We start from the raw sequence: 21,086 nt of genomic DNA on the forward strand, positions 1-21,086 counted from the left end.
ATTGAATAGAAAAGGCTATTTTAAATTATGAAAATCAATATGAGACAGCCTCATTCATCTATGCTTAAATAAATTTATGCCGCGTTTCTAGCCGCATTGATAATTCCGAACATACTTCTCAAGATTAGCTTTTGAAGCACATCTGTAGATTTACCTGTTTCAAGGATTTGCTGAATGGCGTATTGCTGCACTGTAATCAATGGCAATACAATTCGCTCACGGATTTCAATTGACTTTTTGATCACTTTATTATCTCCCATCAATTCGTCCATGGAAGAAACTTCTTTGAGTTTTTCGATGGATCTCAAGTATTCATCGTACATGATCTCCCAGAATTCCCCGTAGTTTTTATCCTGCTTTAAATAAGCCGTTGCTGGATAGAAACACTTGGTCAATGACTGCATAGAGTTGCCAAGAAGGGCTCTGAAGAAAAGACTGTCATTGTACAGAGCTTTCAATTCACCCAGTTTCCCTTTCTTTTCCAAGACTTCCACTGCCGCTCCCACTCCATAGAAACCTGGAATATTTTGTTTCATTTGCGCCCAAGAACCTACGAAAGGAATTGCGCGAAGATCTTCAAATTTCAATCCTTCACCTTTCCCTCTTTTCAAAGGTCTGGAGCCAATATTGGTCATCCCAAAATACTTCAGCGGAGTTACATGCTCCAGGTATGGAACGAACTTCGGATGGCTCTTGAATTTTTTATAGGACTCATAAGCCTCTCCGGCTAATTCATCGATCAAAGCACGCTGCTCTGTATTTAGATTCTTGTCAGCTCCACCATATAGGTGATTTTCCAAGCCTGCACTCAGCAGTTGTTCAAAGTTATAAGTACAAGAAGCCTGCTTACCGTAATTAGCAGAAATCGTCTGACCTTGAATCGTAACCTGGATCTCAGAGTTCTCTACTTTTTCACCTAAGGAAGCGTAGAAATTATGCATGTTTCCTCCACCACGAGCGGGAGGCCCACCTCTACCATCGAAGAACACGACTTCAATGCCATTCTCTCTGGAAACTCTGGTCATCTCCTCTTTTGCTCTTAGAATCGACCAGTTCGCCTGAAGGTATCCTCCATCCTTTGTTCCGTCAGAGAATCCAAGCATGATTGTTTGCTTATTTCCTCTGAATTCCAAATGCTTTTTGTACTCAGGCATATTGTAAAGACTGGTCATGATCTCTGGCGCTTCCGCCAAATCATCAATCGTCTCGAAAAGAGGGACAATATCCAAAGGCATATTTTCCTTGCCTTTACCCAGCGATAATTTATTTAATTTAAATACTTCAAGGAGGTGCTTTCTGGATTGACAATTGGAAATAATGTACCTATTCATGATTTCCTCACCACTTTCCTGCTGAATTGAGTCAATCACACCCATGGACTTCAATATCTCTTGGTTGAATTCATCCTGCAAAGAATCGATTTCTGGCAGTTCAGTAAGGCTCATGATCTGAGCGATTTGCTCATCTTCTGTACCCTGAAGTTCCTTTCCTTGAAGTGCAAAAATCTCTTCAATCAATGCATCGTGCTTGCGGCTATCCTGACGCATGTCCATGCAGGCGAAATGGAAACCAAAGATCTTTACTTTAAGAATAAACTGATCCAAAACATCCAAGAATAGTCCTTCATGGTATTTGATCAAGCCCTCTCTTGCAGCAAGCAAATCTGCTAGCAATTGGTCTTTGGTTTGATAAACAGGATTATTTTCAAAAAGAGTGGAGTAAAGACCACGCTCAATTTTTATCAATATCTCTTCAACATGCTTGAAAGTAAGTCTTCTGCGCACCTTACGAACATCTTTGTAATAGCATTTTATAACCCATTTTTTCAAGCGAGCTGCTACTTGCTTAGTGATCTCGTGCGTCACAAATGGATTACCATCTCTATCTCCTCCTGGCCAAAATCCGACTTTAAGCAGACCTGGATTGTCCCAATCGTGAAGTGGAATATCCAATGATCCAAGTAAACGAACCATGATGTCCGAAATGCTCTCGTAGAATATGTTTTCGAGGAACCAGATCAAACTCACTGCTTCATCGTATGGAGTTGGTTTTTCACGCTTGGTGAAGCCTGTTTTCCCAAGTTGCTGTAACAGTGAATTGATCTTACCTAGATCATCTGTACGGATGGCATTCTCCAGATCAGTGATTATTGCCAGGACATTGCCAGGATAAAACTGTGTAGGATGGGCAGTAAGTGTAAGACGTACCGAGAAAGTTTTCAACTTTTCAATCAGCTCTTCGCGCTTATTGTCATTATCAGTTCTATCGACCAAAGCTTTGATCGTTCCTTTACCTTTCAGATCATGGATTTTCTCATAAGCAGCATCCTCAATGGAGTCAAACAAAACAACTTGACGCTCCACGTACTGAATCATCTGAAACAGCAAATCAGATTGCTGCTCTGCAGTAGAATCCGGCATCAATTCATCGAAAAACCCTGCAATAATTTCCTTGGGCGTCAACCCCTTTTGGAAACCATTTTGACATGCTGTACCTAAAATCGGAAGTAGAGTTCCGGTTCGGTAGATGTCATTGAAGGGAAGATCTAAAAATAAACTGTTGTAAATGGTGAAGCGCTTGGCTACTTGGGTATCATAGGTTTTATACATTATTCATCTTCCGTTTTAATGGTTAAGCAAATTAATAAAAATTCTAAAAACTGAAATAACTATTGTGTTTTCATTAACAAATAATCTCATTCTCTTACTTTTTAGCAATCAAAAGCTCAATTTTCCGATAAAAACACAAAATCATCATTTCATATAATTCAATATCTTTCGGTTATGCAACGATCACTTTTAGCGGCAGTCATACTCGCCATCTCTTTCTCCTGTAATACGGAAAAAACAACTGAAATAATAGAAACACCTATGACGTACTCCTTTCTGGTAGGCACCTATACTGACGATGCTAGTCAGGGACTCAATCAACTCGATTTTACTCCTTCGGAAAACAAATTAGAAATCAGAACGATTTTTCCAGGAATCCAAGGCCCTTCATTTGTTGTGGTAAACTCAGCCGGAGACAAGGTCTTTACTTTAGAGGAAATAGACAATGGTCCAGGCGGAAATATTATTAGCCTGAATCGTAGCACTGACAAGCCAACACTTTCGAAAATAAGTGAATTACCGAGCTTTGGAGATCATCCGTGTTATTTGGCTCTTTCTCCAAATGAAAAATTCCTGACTGCCGCCAACTACAGCGGCGGAAATTTTAGCGTTTATAAAGTTGATGAAAAAGGTAATTTAAGCCATCTACAGTCCATTCAACATGAAGGAAGCAGTGTTAATAAAGGCAGGCAAAGCTCGCCACATGTACACAGTACCGTGTTTAGTCCGGATGGCAAATACTTACTTGTGGCAGACTTAGGAACTGATGAGGTATATGTTTATAATTTTGATGCAAATTCTCCTGAGCCTCTGACGCTGAACAATGCCTATAAAGTAACCCCCGGAGATGGGCCGAGACACTTAGTTTTTTCTGCAGATGGAAAAGAGATCATGCTTGTACAGGAGATGACAGCAGCCCTAGATATTCTCAATTTTGATAAAGGAAAAATAATTCTAAAACAGCGCATTTCATTGATTGCTGATGATTATGAAGGAGCTGTGGGAGCCGCTGAAGTCCGACTTTCTTCAGACGGAAAAAACATCTATGTATCCAATCGTGGAGACGCTAATAGCCTTTCGGTTTTCGCTAAAAAAGATGATGGGAATTATTGGCTGATACAGCAAACAACATCAGGAGGTATCATGCCTAGAAACTTCAATCTAACATCTGATGGCAAATACCTACTTGCAGCACATCAGGCAAGTGATGATATTGTTGTTTTTGAAAGAGACGAAGAAACAGGAAAGCTGACACAAACAGATTGGAAAGTAAGTGTACATAGCCCCGTATACCTATTTAGACTAGGTGACTAAGAAGGTTGCTCCCAAACAATCTGGGAATTGTAGCGAATGTGGCCTTGATCGATTTCGAGTGGAGATTTCAGGTTATTTTGATACAATTTTCCTGTGCCCAGACCTTGTGGAATCGAAGCTCCCAAACTATCAGCAAGTTGTGCGATTGCATTTAAACCAATATTGCTTTCCAAGGCAGAAGTCATCCACCAGCCAATGTTACGCTCTTCAGCAATCGTTATCCATTCTTTGGTTTCTAAGATCCCTCCTAGCAAGGTTGGCTTTAGAATAATATGCTGAGGCCGAATTGCGTCTAATAATTCACCTTTATTTTCCACACCAATCAATTCCTCATCCAGTGCGATTGGTAATGGAGTAGCTTCGCAAAGCTTACTCATTGCCCCCCAATTCCCCGCTGCTATAGGTTGCTCTATGCTGTGCAGATCAAACTCTGCTAATTCATTTAGTTTAGCTAAAGCCTCCTCAGGCGAAAAAGCGCCATTTGCATCTACCCGAAGTGTGATTTGATCTTTTGAATATCGTTCTCTGATATAAGAAAGAAGCTCCAATTCCTGCTGAAAATCAATGGCTCCAATTTTCATTTTGATGCAATCAAAACCTTGCTCAAACTTTTCATTGATCTGCTCAAGCATAAAATCTTTTTCTCCCATCCATATCAATCCATTGATTGAAATAGTTCTATTTCCTTCAAAAAAATCCTGGCCTAGGATCTTCTTTTTTCCTCCATTGAGAAGATCAAGAATTGCTGTTTCTAATCCGAATCTAATGCTTGGTAAATAGACAGGAATTAATTGTCCCAATTGGCTGAGCACTTCGTTTTCATTTTGGCTCCATGCGATAGTTGCCATCTGCTCAAGAGTTTGCTGCAATATATTCTCAAAATCCGGACGGTCATCCAAACTTAATTTCACGAGGGGCGCAGCTTCCCCCCAGCCAGCAATTTCTGGCTGATCTGGATAAAAGGCTTTTATCCAAAACACGTCCTTTGTCTTCAAAATACCTCTGGATGTTCCCGCATCAAACTTAAAAATCAGTGTTCGTTTCAGGTATTCAAAAGTGATCTTAGATGTGCTATGCATCGATAAAGAAAGGTTTTGGAAGGTAGTTGAAATGACTTGGGCTATATTTGCAGGCAGAATTAGAGACCATATGCAAATCCCAGCAATTGATTTACGCGATTACGAATATACATTACCCGAGGAAAAAATCGCGAAGTTCCCATTGGAAAAGCGTGATGCATCGAAGCTATTACATTATAAAGACGGGCAAATTTCGCATTTGAATTTTTCCAATATCGTGGACTTGCTTCCTTCAGACACGCTACTTGTCTATAATGATACCAAGGTGATTCCTGCACGTTTGATTTTTCAGCGGGAAACTGGCGCCCGGATAGAGATTTTTTTACTACAACCAATTTCACCTACGACTGTAATTTCAGAAATCATGCTAGCAAAGCATCCGGTGATCTGGGAAACGATGATAGGAAATTCTAAAAAGTGGAAGGATGGAGAAATCCTAAAAGGTCAAATCCCATTTCAAGGAAGCGCAATCAATCTTTTTGCAAAATTAATCGACCGGGAAAGTCGCAGAGTAGAATTCTCTTGGGATAACGCCGATATAGCATTTGTAGATGTAGTAGAAGCGAGCGGAGAAGTCCCTCTTCCACCCTATTTGAATCGCAAGCCTATTGACGAAGATAAATCCCGATATCAGACGGTTTATTCGGTGAGAGAAGGCGCAGTCGCTGCTCCAACAGCCGGCTTGCATTTCACTCCTGAGATTCTTGAAAAACTACGGGAGAAAGGAATCAAAGAAGCTCAAGTAACACTTCATGTGAGCGCGGGTACTTTCCAACCTATAAAAGCAAGCCAGGTTACTGAGCACCCGATGCATAGTGAACAGATTCATGTCAACCGGGAAACGATAGAAAAGATTCTGTTGAATCTTGGAAATGTGGTGACTGTAGGGACTACCTCAGTCCGAACTTTAGAGACTCTTTATTGGTATGGAGTAAAATTACTTGAAGGAAAAGGAGATGAATTGAAAATTGAGAAGCTTTTTCCCTATGAAAATAGAGAAAGTTTGCCTTCGGCACAAAAAGCTTATGAAGCGATACTTGTGTTCATGAAAGAAAAAGGAATGCAAACAATCATGGGAACCACAGAGATTTTTATTTTCCCTGGATATGAATTTAAGATTGTGAAAGGGCTAATCACCAACTTCCATCAGCCAGGTTCTACGCTTGTTTTACTAATTGCAACCATCCTCGGAGAGGACTGGAAGCGAGTTTATGGAGAGGCTTTGGCAAATGAGTACCGATTCTTGAGCTACGGAGATAGCAGTCTCCTATGGATCGCATAATCCTAACTTTCGAAATTAAAGAGTTTTATAGAAAGGCTTTGTCTAAATCCATACTTAAGCCATTTGAAGACTGAACTCTACAAATTCCGAATAGTCTATTTCCTTTACCATTAAGATCATGGCATTGGCGAATTCCTGCTTACAGGGTTGAATTTCATAGGAGTAAAATAAATCCTCAGTTAATGAGATCTCTAATGATCCAAAAAAACGATTAAGCTCATCTTGGGAATTAGAGCGAATAGACACGCATCCTTTTTTCGATTCACTTTTCTCGATAAGAAAATTTGCAGTAGAAGTCTGAATTATCATTACGTAAGCTTTGTATGGAATTCAAAATTAGGCTGTGAATAGTTGATATTTATACCCTATACAGGGTATTTTTCAATTTCCGAGACAGATTGTGCCAAATTATTTTATTTGATATTCAGTAGATTAGGTAAAAACCTCTATTCATTGAATTCCTATCTGCATATGGCTTGTTAATATCTGATCAATTGACTTATATTTGCATCGCTTTACATGATGGAGCTGAGCGAGAAATCAACCACAGTTCCTGAATTTCATTTAAAGGATGATTTTGTAAAACGAAAATTAAGCAAAATAAAAATATCTAGAGAGTTGGGTGAGTGGCTTAAACCAGCAGTTTGCTAAACTGTCGTACGTGTCAAAGCGTACCGGGGGTTCGAATCCCCCACTCTCTACATCTTAAAACCCTAACTATCTGAAATACTGATAGTTAGGGTTTTGTTTTTTTACATCAGTAGCGAAATCAGTAGCGAATTAGTTTTAATTTTGGCAAAAGGCAGGCTACTGAAAAGTTAAAGGATTTGGGTGGATAAAATTTTGTTTGAATAAGAATTGGACAAAATGTACTTCTTAGGCTTATTTTTTCCTGTGGATTACTCGAATTTTTCAAAGATTATTACAGCAGAACTCAACGGCATTAATTATCAAATTCATCTAGAACAGTTCAACTTTCATCTTAAGCAACTTCAAGAATAAAAACTCAGCTCATAGATTTTTTTAAAAAAAGGAAAGCTCTCAAAATTTCGAAATGTGGTGTAGGGTATTTTCTTAAAATCAGAATGTATAAAAGTGCTTAGAGGATGGCGCTATTTCTAATTTCTTTCCTGCCTCGAATAGTTCGTACGGTACGAGGTGTACGAACCGTACGACTGGTACGATTCCCCACTAATCTGAATATCAAACTGGAGGCACCTTCCTGAAATTCCCTTTAAGTAATGAGTTAATAGTAGAGAAGAAATTATAGCCAAAAAATTCATTGGATCGTTTTCGCTGATAGAAAAATATTAATGCATAAATAGATACGCTATTGTTCTAAAATCAGTATACATTTCCTGTGAATGTTCAGTGAATTTGTTTTGGAGATTACCATATCAAAATCCTCTCAAGTGTGGCACTTTCTTTCAAAAAAAGTAAATTTCCATGCACTCTTGATTACTGGCATTTATGTTAATGTCCGCCACATATCACCATTTCAAGTCAAAAATGAAGAGTAGGTATATTAAGAGAACATTGAGTAAAAAAATCCACTATTCTACCGAGTAAGAATATTAGTATCAATACTAAACAGATGATGTTTTGACATATTTTTTCAAGCTTTTGGTTGCTAAAACTATCAACGCAATTGCCAATACAAAAAGAAGTGCTGCTATGATTGAAAGGACATAAACTTCGTCTTTGAAGTTTTTCCAGGCAAAAAGTGCCAATGATGATAGCGTAACGGTAAACATGAAAAACATTGGAATGGTCACGAAGAGTGCGTTGATATTTTTCTTGATCAACCAAACGGCGATGGTCAAAAGGGCAAGAGCAGCAAGCAGCTGGTTTGCTGAGCCGAAGATTGGCCAAAGTGTGGTGAACTCACCTGAAAGCAATAAAAGAATAGAAAAGACTACTACAATACATGTAGAAACGTAGCGGTTTTTGGCCAAGAACTGACCAGCCGGCTGAGGAACATCTTCGAAGTATTCCTGTAATGTAAACCGAGCCAGTCGAGTACATGTATCCAAAGTAGTAAGTGCGAAAGCTGATACAGTCAATGCCAGAAATCCGACTGCAAAATCCTCAGGAATCCCCAGACTAGCGATCATCGCTCCCAATCCGGTGGAAAAAAGTGCCACAGGGCCTTCAGTAGATAATCTGTCTATATATTCTGACCTAGTCAAAATGACAACGGCAATTACCGAGATGATTGCCAGAAATGATTCTATGAGCATCCCGCCAAATCCTACCAACTTGGCCTCCGAGACTTTATCGAGTTGTTTAGAAGTAGTGCCTGAGGCGACTAATGAATGAAAGCCACTGATCGCCCCACAGGCAATCGTCACAAAGAGAACAGGGAAAATGTATCCAAGATTTTCGTCCGCAACATGGATTTCATTTGTCATTTGCATTTCCGGACTAGAGATGAATACCCCTAACACAGCAGCAATGATCATCCCGTAGAGAAGAAAACTATTAAGATAATCTCTTGGCTGAAGAAGCATGCTGACGGGTGTCACCGAAGCAATAAATGCATAAGCCAATAATACCAAAACCCATATTTTATAATCTAAAACAAATGGCAGTTTCATACCCAGAAACACGAAAAAATACATCAAAGCCACACCAATTACGGTGATTGCAATAAATGTTATTTTCCTACTTCCCACAAATCTGTTTACCCAACCAAAAACTATCGCTAATAGAATAAAAAATATAGAGGCTGAGGCTACGCCCGGATTTGTAACAAAAGTTTTGGCGATAATGTCCGCAAAAACTCCAATAATCAGAATTAAGGTAGAAAAACTGAAAATAATGAAGAGTTGCTTGCCCCTCATTCCAATTTGGTTTCTGATAATTACGCCAATAGATTTTCCTTCAGTTTTCAGAGATGTGGCCAAACTTCCTAAATCATGTACAGCTCCAAAAAATATACCTCCAACCAAAATCCATATCACGGCTGGAATCCAGCCAAATGTTACAGCGATAATAGGGCCTACTATCGGGCCAGCACCTGCAATGGAGGCAAAGTGGTGTCCTAGAACTACAATGGGCTTACTTGGCTCGTAATCCACACCATCCCTGTGCGTATGTGATGGAGCTGGTTTTTCATCACTTAAGCCGAATTTTCGGTACACGTATTTGCCGTAAATTTTATAAGCTAAGAATAATATAACAGCAGAAATGAGAAGAAGAACGGTAAGGTTCATGAGTGGATGTTTGGGTATTGATAGGGTTTTCGGAGTAAAAATCTACCCTAATTACTTGATGTCAAAATAAGATCCTTTATAGTTCTTTCTAAAAGGAAGGATCTGTTTTTAACCACTTTGAGACTTTTGAGCATGGTTTTAAAACTCAATAAATCAGCATGTTTTATTTTTTCATTAGGTATATCCATTTTATGCCAATAACATACTGCTAATCAATTGATACTGGCTAGCTAGGCTATAAATAATGGAGTATATTAATATGGAAGGAAAAAATGCGGAATTACCGCACTTTTCCCTCCTCTTTCAAGAATGATATAATGGTTATTTAATTTGATCCACTATATTCAATACTTGTCCATCTTTCATTAATTGATCTTTCAAATTCTCATAAGGAAGATCCTGCACGCTGATTCCTTGATCCAGTGCCATTACCGCAGCAGTAGCACCGGATTGCCCCAAGATCATAAATACTGGTTCCATACGAATGGAACCAAATGCAATATGACTCGCCGAAACAGCCACTGGAACTACCAGGTTTTTGATTTCTTCTTTTTTGGGTATGATAGATCCATAAGCTATCTCATAGGCTTCTGGCAGTCCTACCCCTATATCCCCTTCGTTTTGAACATGCCCTTTCTCATCGACAAAGCGCTGGATATTATGAGAATCAATGGTGTAAGAACCCATTCCCACTGACTGTGGAGTGGGCTTTTTTTGGAGCAATTCATTCTCGGTCATTACGTAATTGCCGATCATCCGGCGTGCTTCTCTCACATAGATTTGATGAGGCCAGTTTCCATTATCGATAAATTCATCTTTGGCCAGTCCCCAATTCTGAAATTCTTCTTGGATTTCCTGAGGCACTCTTGGATCATTAGCCACGAAGTAGAGTAATCCTTTTTGATAGTCTTCATGCTCTTTAATAATCTCCTTTCTACGTTCATAGCTAGCTTCAGGGTAGTCATAGTTCATTCCAATATTATCAGAGCTAAAAGGCCCATGGTTATTGGTATCTGTCTTTCTATTAGGAATCATATCAAATTTCCCAAACCATTCTCTCCAACCAGCATCGAAAATTCTTACCAATAGCTCATATTGAGTAGAATCATAATTATCGGGTCTTGGAAATGGCACCCTATTATCAGGATGATTAGACATACAAGTTCTAAAACAATAAGCCTGAATCTTATTATCTCCCTCTCCTTTTACTCCAGGGTCTTCACCACTGATTTTTGGAATCAAGCCTGAGGAAGGATCACCTGGAGTCCAATATGGATCAATAGGATGATCCAACACTTTGAAATGGTGACGATGGTGAAAAACGCCTGTTTGGATACCATTCCATTCCTCATTATATACGCTACTACCTTCCCTGCCCACATGATAATTTACCCCTGCTGCTGCCATCAAGTCCCCTTCATAGGTAGCATCAATAAACATTTTTCCTTTAAACTCCTTTCCGCTCAGTGTTCTTATGGAGGTGATTTCCCCATCTTCCACAGTTACGCCAGCTTCTCTATCCAACCATTCATCACGGTAAAGTTCTATCCCCAATTCTTTTACCCATTCATCAAATACTTCTTCTGCGATATGGGGTTCAAAGATCCACATCGTCCGGAATTCTCCGTCTATTGCAGGTGTTCCCTGTCCTTTATTCCCGAAATCTGACTGATCTTCCCACTTCCAGCCATCCACGGTTTGATATTTGTCATATACTCTCTGATAGAATTCACGGGAAAGCCCACCGATAACCTCTTTTTTACCTGTATCAGTCCACCCTAATCCTCCGGAAGAAAGACCTCCTAAGTGAGTATCCGGTGAAACCATAATGACAGATTTCCCCATTTTCTTTGCCTGAATCGCTGCGGTCACTGCTCCGGAAGTACCTCCATAGACAATCACATCAGTGATAGTTTCCTGTTTTTCATTTCCTTTTGGGCTACATGACCCAAAAGCATGAATTATGAAAAATGCCAAAAGGCAAATTTTTATGCTAGCTATAATTTTCATGTTTTATAATGGTTATCGATGGTCATAACTCGTCCCATGACGGAGGAAGCTAGATTGAATCTTATAGGGTTTATTTTTATCCCGCTTGGTGCAGACTTTGACCCGCCTATCTGATTCATTCAGACACGATATCATGGGATTATGTTTAAAATGGATGATCTATTCGCGTATTTGAATTACTCTATTCTTTGTTTGTTAGACACCAACGCAGATTTGAGCTTTTCATAGGACAAATCCTGTACAGAGACTTCATCGTCTATTGCCAGAGAAGCTGCAATCGCAGCAGATTGTCCTAAAACCATAAATACAGGTTCCATTCGAATAGAGCCAAAAGCTATGTGTGAGGCACTTAAGCATACAGGTACTAATAAATTATGTGCTTCCTCCTTTTTTGGCACTATGGATCTGTAACTAATCGGGTAAGGGCCTTCTACATGAGCTTCCACATTACCCTCATTTTGTACAAAGCCGTTGTGATCCACATATCTCTGGATGTTGTGTGAATCCATGCCATAAGCAGCCAGGCCGACCGCATCGTCTATTACATCCAATCTTTCACAGTGACGCTGGGTCATCACTAGGTCACTGACCATACGTCTTGCTTCACGGATGTAGAGTTGGTTTTGCCATCCATCTTCGTTCTCAAATTCATCCTTGGTAGTTCCCCATTGAGAATACACATTTCTGACATTCTCCGGAATCCTAGGGTGATTGGCAAGTGTCCACATCAATCCCTGCTGATAGGTTCGATGTGCATCAACTATTTTTTCCCGCTCTTCGTAGCTGGCTTCTGGATAATCATGGTTTTGACCAACGAAATCAGTCGAAAATCCCTGTTTATTGTTCGTGTCTGTTTTGCGGTTAGGCATAGTAGAATTAATCCAAGGCAATACAGTTTCACCTGCTTCTAAGTTTCTAAAAAGCAACTCATAATTTATTTCATCATATCCATCTGGTTTTTCGAAAGGGAGCCTGTTTTCCGGATGATCTGTGAGAGTCATTCTGAAACCATATGCCTGAACTTTTTTATCACCAGAACCATCTATACCAGGGCCACCTTCGATTATATATGGAAGGAGGCCGCTATTAGGATTACCTTTCTCCACATATGGATCTACTCCAGGAACAAAATTATGATTTCGGGCATTACGGGATGCCTTGCCTTTAAGTGTCACACTCCAGTAGTTTGCTTGAACACCATTAAGTGACTCTTTGTATTCATCATTACTTTCTCTTCCCACTGTATAACTCACCCCTGCTGTAGCCAAAAGATCTCCTTCATATGTAGCGTCCATAAACATTTTTCCATCAAAAGTTTTTCCGCTTTCCATGGTAATTGAATGAATTTTTCCATCTATTTTTTTCACGCCTGCATCGGTTCTCAGGAGTTTTTCCCCATAAACTATATCTATCTTTTCGCCTTTTAGCATTTGATCATAGACTTTTAATGCCGCCGAAGGCTCAAATGTCCACATAGCATCTTCTCCTTCTTTTGTTCTGGTATTCCCGCTGTCCCTGTATTCACTTTTCTTCTCCCAATTCCAGTTTTCGGGCTGGTCGTAATAAGCTTTAATACCCTGGTAAAATTCTCTTGATATACCTCCAATCGCCTGCTTGTTGCCAATATCAGTTTGTCCAAGTCCTCCTGTAGTCAATCCTCCTAATCTATGAGAAGGCTCAATAAGCACTACTGATTTTTCCATTCTCGAAGCTTGGATCGCAGCTGCTATCCCTGCCGATGTGCCGCCATAAATAACAATGTCATATTTTTGGGAAAATGAATTTTGGGAAATAAGTGTAGTTATTAGAACACATAATGTGATTAGTGTTTTTTTCATTTTTTTTTATTTAAAGTGAGATGTTTGATATCGGAAACTCATGCCTCCGATGAAAGGGAATGGCTTTGCTTCTAAATATTTTTAAAAGTCAAGCCCTTCCATTTAAATCGATAGTTACGGGGTAAAAATCAATACCCTGGATTCTGAGTCAACGCAGTATTCGTTTCCAATTCAATTCGAGGGATCGGCCATAGATAATCCCTACTTGGATTGAATGCTCTGGTCTCGATTACAACCATTTCATCAGCATTGCTGATGTTGTCGTAATTCGGAGTTCCCATAGGATCAATCCTAGGTGGCTCATTTAACCATCCACCTGCTCCGTATCTATTCACTCTTCCTCTTAATGGACCTGGGATCACGTCCTCGGCAATTTTCCATCGTCTTATATCAAAGTATCTTAAGCCTTCCATTCCCAACTCACTTCTTCTTTCCTTTCTGATTATGTTGCGTAAATCAGCCTGTGATTTTCCTTGCGTTATTGGAGGCATTTGTACGGACTCTCTTTCCCTGATTGAATTTATAGCATCATAAACAGAAGCGTCGAGTTCGTTCATTTCCACCTTGGCTTCCGCATAGTTGAGTAATACTTCTCCAAGCCTAAAAATGGTAAGGCCTTGATCAGATGCACCTACGTTGGTTGGATAGTCAGCAACATCAACATGTTTCCTGAATAAATACCCAGTGAAGGATGAATAGGCGTGTTGAGCCTCAATATTAGGAACACGAAAGTTTTCATCACCTCGGAACTCCCATGTCTGAGTACTGTCCTTATGAGTTTCAAATATCCAATTTACCAGCCTAGAACCTGGAACTACCAAGGTGTAATCCATTCGAGGGTCCCTGTTTTCAAAAGGGTGTTGGGTGTCATAAAGAGGAGATTGATCAATCGGTAATCCGTCAATGCAATCGAACGTATCTACGAAATCCTGTGGTGGCTTCTTATTGGAATGTCCCAATGACATTCTAGACAGGAAGTCCCGAGGCGTATTATGCGTAGTAACTCCTCTTAGGTACTGTATCCTCATGATCACTTCTGGGGAATCGTCTCCTGAAAAAGTAAACATTCCCGAGTAATCCGGATCTACCTTATAAGCACCTGAATCCATCAGTTCTTTCGCCGCAGAAGCAGACTCCTCCCATCTTTCATTCCACAGAGCAACCCGGGAAATCAAAGCCAGTGCGGTGCCTTTTGTAACTCTACCTTTTTCAGAAGCATTCATAGGAAGATATTCCTTGATCTCGTTCAGTTCAGAAAGCACAAAATCTATCACTTCGCTTTTTGAAGTTCTTGGTGTTTGCGATTCATCAAGTGTAAGCGTGGTTATCACTAGTGGGATATCCCCATATAATTCTGCTAAGTAAGCATAGAAATAGGCTCGAATAAATCTCGCCTCACCTACTAAACGGTCATATTTTGCGGAATCCATTTTCTCTCTTAGTTCTTCCGAACCCGATGTAATGTAATTCACCCGGTTTATTGCTCTGTAGAATTCAGACCAGAATCCATTGGTATAACCATTGTCAGCATTTTGCTCTCCCCTTCCTAGTGCTTGAAGAGAACTACCATTTCTATCCCATCCGTCATCTGAAGCGAAATCAAATGAAAGGAACCAAACAGCACCTTGTGATTTATACCAAAGTCGATTATAGACCCCTGTTACTGCCATTTCAAGTTCAGTTTCATTAGCGAAAAATGTTTCACTTGAAGGCGAATCAAGAGGTAATCGTTCCAGATATTGATCGTCACATGATTGGATAAAGATCAGAATAGAAATTATACCTATATATTTTATTAGCTTATTCATAGTTATAAGAGTTTAGAAGTTGAGATTTAATCCCATAGTATAGGTGGCCATTTGTGGATACCATCCACCATCACTTACTGGAGCTTCCGGATCATATCCTTCGTAAAAATCTGTAACTGTAAGCAAGTTTCTTCCACTTAGGTAAACCCTTAAATTTTGGATTTTAAGTCTTTGGAGAATTGATTTAGGAAATGTATATCCTAACTGTACACTTTGAAGTCTTAAATAAGCAGCATTGCTCATCCAAAAACTGGAGTTCTGTTGGTTGTTGGTTTGATTCCAAGCAAGTCTAGGATACCTCGCATCTGTATTTTCAGGGGTCCATCGATCTTTATGTTGTTCTTGGACTGTTCCTCCAAGATAAAAAGGCATAATTCCCTGGCCGAATAGATATCCATCTGCTTGACCAACTCCTTGGAAAAAAATAGATAAATCAATCCCTTTATAGTTGGCATTAAGCTTTAATGCATAAGTATACCTTGGAATATTACTACCAATCACTGCAAGATCTCTATCATTGATCATTCCATCTCCATCCAAATCCTTATATCTGATATCACCTGGCGCAACATTTCCAAATTGAGTTGCATGATTGTCTACCTCTTCTTGAGTCTGAAAAAAGCCATCAGCAACGTAACCAAAAAAGGAACTTACCGGAGAACCTTCTCTATTGACAGTCAGTCCAGTGTTTTCTATTCCTTTCATGTCAACAATTTCATTTTTCACATCAGAAAAATTCACCATTACGCCATAATTAAAATCCCCAATTCTGTCACGGTAGTTAAGCATGATTTCATAACCATTATTATGAACCACCCCAGCATTTTGATAGGGAGCATTTAGACCGAGAGTCAAAGGAATGTTCAATGGTAAAAGTATGTCCTTGGTTTTTCGTTGGTAATAGTCAAAGGTCACATCCAGTTTGCCCCAAAGATTGAATTCCAATCCAATATCGGTGGTTTCTGTAGTTTCCCATTTGATATCATTGTTAGCCATGCTATTCAATGCAGATCCAGGAGAATTTACTCCATCAAATGCATAATCTTGACCACTTCCTCCTAGAGATATAAATGCAGCATAGGGATACAATCCTATGTTTTGATTTCCTAATCGACCCCAAGATGCTCTAAGTTTAAGTTGATCAATCACATTGCTTGTTCCCTTCATAAACGCTTCTTCTGATATTCTCCATCCCGCAGAAAAAGAAGGGAAAACACCAGCTCTATTTCCCTCTGCAAAACGGGATGAAGCATCTCTTCTTAGGTTAGCCTCTAATAGGTATCGTTCATCAAAATTATAAGTGGCTCTGCCAAAAACCGATTGGAGAGCCCAATGTGTTGCGGACCCACCTGTTTGCTCATTAAGCCGATTGCCTGCATTGATCTGCTGGTAATCAGGAAGTGGGAATACTTCTCTATATGCAGAAATCCATTGATTGGTTTGGTCTTCTTGCTGATAGCCTGCGGTGAATCCAAAAGTATGGATGTCATTGAAAGTTTTGTCAATGGTGACAAGTGCGCGAAAATTATTGTACCATTCTCTGGTATAACTTTCCGATAAGGAATTGCGCTGTGGTACAAAGAAAGTAGGTGTTTCTCCATCCCGGGCATAGGTCTGTGTTATATTAGAGAAGCTTTTGACATGCGGGTTCCACAATTTTGGAGCATACATCACTTCTGCCGATAACCAATCAGTGAAATTGTAATTTAGTCTAAAGTTCAAAATAGCATCAAGACTTTCTTCAGTTCTCAATCCACCATCTTTTGCTCTTGCTAAAGGATGATCCCCATTCCATCCTTCTCCGTAGAGACCATTTGACAAAACCCCAACCTCATTCGAAGGTATCCTACGCATCCAGTGAAACACATAGCCTGTACCAGAAGAGGGTTCCGTTTTGTCTGCCTTTCTTAGAAAAATGTCCATTGAAAGCTTCAATCGATCAGTAACATTAATATCAGAGTTAAATCTCAAATTGTATCTCTTAAATCCCGTATTAGGAATAATCCCATCCTGATCCAAATAACTAAAAGAGCCTAAGACTTTTGCTTTTTCATTTCCAGCATTTACACTTACATTATGGCTTTGCATAAAAGCAGAATTGCTCATGGTCAGATCTTGCCAATCGGTATCTGGATATTGGTCTGAAGGCATACCAGCCACATAGTCAGAAATAAACTGATCGGAATACTGAGGGGCATTACCAATATTGGTAAATGCTTCATTTGCTAGCATCATATGATCCAAAGCACCAACAATTTCTGGTGTTCGAGTGGGTAATTGAAAACCCGCGTACATATTATAGTTTACATTTACTCCATCTTTACCTCTTTTAGTAGTAATTAAAACCACACCATTTGCAGCTCTAGATCCATAAATAGCAGCTGAAGAAGCGTCCTTTAAAACTGAAATACTTTCTATTTCATTAGGATCCACATTATTCATGTTAGACTCTACCCCATCTACCATTATTAGTGGATTTGAATCTCCTAATGTCCCAACTCCTCTGATTCTTATATTTCCACCATCGCCTCCTGGCTGTCCGCTGCGTTGCGTTACTGTTACCCCAGGAGCAAGACCTTGTAATACCATTGATGATTGCCCAACTGGCTGATTCACAATTTCATCTGAAGAAATTGAACTGACTGCTCCAGTTAGGTTAACTTTTTTCTGAGTACCATAACCCACCACAACTACTTCGTCCAAATCTGCCAGACTTTCAGTCATGGTAACTGAAAGTTCACTTTGATTTCCAATTTCAATAGATTGTTCTTCAAAGCCTATGAAAGAGAATACTAGCGTTCCACCAGATGGTACATCAATAGTGAATTTGCCATCCACGTCAGATACTGTTCCTTGAGTAGTCCCTTGAACTATCACTGTGACGCCTGGAAGTGGAAGACCACTTTGATCTACTATTGTGCCTTTGATTTCTGCAAATTCAATAGGGTTTGAAATAGTCACATGAGGAAGTCGCGGATTCTCTTTGACATCTATCCCGTTGTTCACCTGTCTAAATCTTAAATTAGACTGAACGGATATCTGCCTCAAAAAACTTTCGACAGAGCCTGCATGTTCTTGGATGATTATAATTTTCTCTGAATCAATCTTTTCATGATCATAAAGAAAGTTGAAAGGAGTTTGTCCCTCTATTGACTTAAAAAATTGAATAAGGGACATTGACTTTGTGTCAATTTTTACATGAACCTTATCTATGGATTTATACTGACCATTAACATCTGTAGCTAATACAAAGTTAAAGACCATCATTTGTACTATAAAGCCATACAAGAAGTACTTGGACAACATATAGATTGTCTTTTGTAAGTTTAATTGCATAATTTTGAGTGGTTTATTGAAAATTTCATTAAGCTGAGTCTGAAGGTTTTTCCTATTCCCCAATAGTTTAACCGCCTTCAGGCTACCTACTAAAGCCAGCTGATCTTTTTCAGTTGGCTTTTTCTCTTAGGGTGCATTCACATAGTTCGATTTCATTTGGATTTGAGTTAGTTGTTGTTATTGAAATAAATTTTCACTTTTTTATTTTCTATTTTGTAGCTGAAATTTTCAATATTGGACATACTCTTCAATACATTCTCAAGTGTTTGATTTTCAAATTTGCCGTTAAACCGCCACTCCTCGCTGGGGTATCCTGTTATGCTAATTTCTACTCCATACCATTCTTCCAAGCCCTCCATTACTTCATGAAGTGGGGCTCTTTTGAATATTAGTTTTCCAGTTTTCCATCCTAACACATTCTCAGCATTGAATTCTGTGACTTTTCCTTGATTACTCTTTGTTTCATAGCTGAGTTCTTCCCCAGGAGTTAGTAAAAATTCCAAAGTGTCAGATTGATAGTTGATGCTAACTTTACCTGTCACTAAGGAAACTTTAATCTCCCCTGAGTTTTTTACATTAATATTAAAAGAAGTCCCGAGTGCAGTGGTAAATAGGCTATCAGAATTTACTATAAATGGCTGCTGTGCGTTTTCAGAAACTTCAAAAAATCCTTCACCTTTTAATTTGACAAGCCTAACAGTTGAGTCAAAGGTTTCGGGATATTCAAGGCTACTTCCTGAGTTCAGCCAGACAATAGTTTGATCAGGGAGTCTGAAATTCAATTTTTCACCAGGGTTTGTGGTTTTAGAAACCCAAGTAACTGTATTCAAAATTTCTTCTGTTTTGTTCTCATTTTTTAGATTGAGAAGCAATACTGAGAGCAAAAACATTCCTGTTAAAATTGCAGCTACCCTTGAAAATTGCCATGATCTTCTTTGCCAATTTTTTTGAATTGGTTTGATCAAAAGTTGCTTTTCATCGGATGCATACCCTTTATCTTTATTCCGAAGTATTCTATTAAGAACCTCCTTTTTAGTTTCGGAAGAAGCTATTGGTGCTGGGAATTGAAAACCCAGAATAATTTCTCGTGCTAGCTTAACATCTTCAATCCTATCTGGATTAGCATCTAACCAGCTTTTCCAAAAAATTGTCAATTCATTATCTGGGTATTTTACCCATCTAATAAATTCAAGATCTTCCAAAAGGTCATTTATCTCACTCATTCACGCCAGTGTTAATAATCAATTACACTAGGTAAAGGATAAAAGGCGCAAGACAACGCCAAAAAAAATTACTTATTTTTTCAAAATCTCAATATTACCTATTGAAAACAGTGAAATCCCCCTATTAAATTATTTGTCTACGGAAGGAAAGCAGTAAAAAATAGGGGGAGAAACCCCAAAGATTCCCTCAAACATTTCAGTGCCTTATAGGTTAAGTCCCTTGCAGATTTAGCGTCACACAAACCCATTAGTTCAGAAACCTGCTCATAAGACATCCCCTCATAATAAATATAATAAATAGCCTCTCTTTTCCGAGGGGAGAGGTTCTGGATTGCAAGATTGATTTTTTGAGTCATTTCAAAATCAATTTGCTTATCAATTAATGTTTGTTCGTGCGAAAAAGTGATCTCAAAACTATTAGATATTTCCTGTTCCTCTTTGAGATTTGTCCAGTTTATCAATTCTTTATAAATCCTTCGTTTTAGACATTTGAACATATAAAATTTGATGGAATCTGTTTCCCCTAAAGAAGTACTGTTCTTTTTCAAGTCCAAAAAGACATCATGAATAGCATCTTTTACCAATTCCTGGTCACTATTTATTCTTAACCCATAGCTAAACAAACTGTCAAAAAATCTTTCATAAATAGTGATAAAAGCGGAATTATTTCCAGACTTAAATGCTTTCCAGATTTCAATGTCGGATGAAAATGGCGGGTTTTCTTCATTACGACTAGTACTCATTCCCGAGTTGTCGGAAATAGAATTGGGTAAATTACTATTCATCAGATAAGAGGGATTATTGTTCTTTACAAGAAAACAATAATTTTCTTTAATTAAAAAACTGTCAAATCAGTAAGCTTTTTAATGGCTAAAACAGTAATACATCTAAATAAGTAGGTGTATTTTACAATAAAGATAGAATACACCTCACCCTCATACATTAGAAAATATGTCAGTCTCCTCAGTAAATCCAGGTCTCTAAAATGCAGATGATAAATTGCTCATTTTTCTCAAGAATTTATAAATAATGCCGAATGTCCGCACCGGGCAGATGCTTAAAACAAGCTGGTTTATACAGTGCGACATTATCAGGTTTACAGCATAATGTACCTCTACGTACTTGGTTTATCGTTTTTCTAAAGATGTCTTCAACCATGAAAATATTTTCTTATTGATATGGTAGAAAACAAAAAAGCTTATAATGAGAAAGTAATAAAGAAGGTCCTTCAGGAACACGTCAAATGAGGTAAAGGGAGTCAGAAATAGACCATTATAGCTGTAGCATCAGAATCTACCCCTCTGGAAAACACTCAGACAATTGAGAAAAATAGGCATTGTGGATGTATCAAAATGCAAGTGCTGCCAAACGT

Annotated in this window: 12 protein-coding genes and 1 tRNA gene; 3 read left to right on the forward strand and 10 right to left on the reverse strand. The window is 38.9% G+C overall.

Features of this window, described 5'->3' with window-relative positions; all coding sequences use genetic code 11:
- Positions 1–74 precede the first annotated feature (74 nt).
- Complete coding sequence (locus AACZ87_RS10555; protein ID WP_339867001.1) at positions 75–2,609, reverse strand: phosphoenolpyruvate carboxylase; 2,535 nt, start codon at positions 2,607–2,609, stop codon at positions 75–77.
- A gap of 174 nt (positions 2,610–2,783) precedes the next feature.
- On the opposite strand from AACZ87_RS10555, the gene AACZ87_RS10560 reads away from it, so the two are divergent.
- Complete coding sequence (locus AACZ87_RS10560) at positions 2,784–3,923, forward strand: lactonase family protein (RefSeq protein WP_339867003.1); 1,140 nt, start codon at positions 2,784–2,786, stop codon at positions 3,921–3,923.
- On the opposite strand, the gene AACZ87_RS10565 is transcribed toward AACZ87_RS10560, so the two are convergent.
- Positions 3,920–5,002 (reverse strand): o-succinylbenzoate synthase, encoded by a 1,083-nt coding sequence (locus AACZ87_RS10565; RefSeq protein ID WP_339867005.1) that lies wholly within the window; start codon positions 5,000–5,002, stop codon positions 3,920–3,922. The genes AACZ87_RS10560 and AACZ87_RS10565 overlap by 4 nt on opposite strands.
- 70 nt (positions 5,003–5,072) lie before the next feature.
- On the opposite strand from AACZ87_RS10565, the gene AACZ87_RS10570 reads away from it, so the two are divergent.
- Positions 5,073–6,284, forward strand: coding sequence for an S-adenosylmethionine:tRNA ribosyltransferase-isomerase (locus AACZ87_RS10570; RefSeq protein WP_339867007.1), 1,212 nt, complete (start codon positions 5,073–5,075; stop codon positions 6,282–6,284).
- Between the two features lie 54 nt (positions 6,285–6,338).
- On the opposite strand, the gene AACZ87_RS10575 is transcribed toward AACZ87_RS10570, so the two are convergent.
- Positions 6,339–6,593 carry a hypothetical protein gene (locus tag AACZ87_RS10575; RefSeq protein ID WP_339867009.1) on the reverse strand — a complete coding sequence of 85 codons (255 nt, stop codon included), beginning with the start codon at positions 6,591–6,593 and terminating at the stop codon, positions 6,339–6,341.
- Positions 6,594–6,896: 303 nt separating this feature from the next.
- Between AACZ87_RS10575 and AACZ87_RS10580 the strand changes: the two genes are divergently transcribed.
- A tRNA-Ser gene (locus AACZ87_RS10580) sits at positions 6,897–6,985 on the forward strand.
- Between the two features lie 885 nt (positions 6,986–7,870).
- Here the strand turns inward: AACZ87_RS10580 and AACZ87_RS10585 are convergent.
- The 7 genes from AACZ87_RS10585 to AACZ87_RS10615 form a co-directional block, all read right to left on the reverse strand.
- A complete protein-coding gene (locus tag AACZ87_RS10585) occupies positions 7,871–9,499 on the reverse strand; it encodes a carbon starvation protein A (RefSeq protein WP_339867010.1) in 1,629 nt (542 codons plus the stop codon).
- Positions 9,500–9,820: 321 nt separating this feature from the next.
- Positions 9,821–11,509, reverse strand: a complete 1,689-nt coding sequence (locus AACZ87_RS10590) for an FAD-dependent oxidoreductase (RefSeq protein WP_339867012.1) — start codon at positions 11,507–11,509, stop codon at positions 9,821–9,823.
- 176 nt (positions 11,510–11,685) lie between these two features.
- Positions 11,686–13,347 carry an FAD-dependent oxidoreductase gene (locus AACZ87_RS10595; RefSeq protein ID WP_339867014.1) on the reverse strand — a complete coding sequence of 554 codons (1,662 nt, stop codon included), beginning with the start codon at positions 13,345–13,347 and terminating at the stop codon, positions 11,686–11,688.
- Positions 13,348–13,475: 128 nt separating this feature from the next.
- The gene (locus tag AACZ87_RS10600) at positions 13,476–15,155 is read right to left on the reverse strand and encodes a RagB/SusD family nutrient uptake outer membrane protein (RefSeq protein ID WP_339867016.1); all 1,680 of its coding nucleotides are present in this window, start codon (positions 15,153–15,155) and stop codon (positions 13,476–13,478) included.
- Between the two features lie 12 nt (positions 15,156–15,167).
- The gene (locus AACZ87_RS10605) at positions 15,168–18,491 is read right to left on the reverse strand and encodes a TonB-dependent receptor (protein WP_339867018.1); all 3,324 of its coding nucleotides are present in this window, start codon (positions 18,489–18,491) and stop codon (positions 15,168–15,170) included.
- Between the two features lie 167 nt (positions 18,492–18,658).
- Positions 18,659–19,714, reverse strand: a complete 1,056-nt coding sequence (locus AACZ87_RS10610; protein ID WP_339867020.1) for a FecR domain-containing protein — start codon at positions 19,712–19,714, stop codon at positions 18,659–18,661.
- A gap of 137 nt (positions 19,715–19,851) precedes the next feature.
- Positions 19,852–20,499, reverse strand: coding sequence for a sigma-70 family RNA polymerase sigma factor (locus tag AACZ87_RS10615; protein WP_339867022.1), 648 nt, complete (start codon positions 20,497–20,499; stop codon positions 19,852–19,854).
- Between the last annotated feature and the right edge of the window lie 587 nt (positions 20,500–21,086).

Origin of the sequence: uncultured Algoriphagus sp. (assembly GCF_963974365.1) — a bacterium.
Lineage (GTDB): Bacteria > Bacteroidota > Bacteroidia > Cytophagales > Cyclobacteriaceae > Algoriphagus.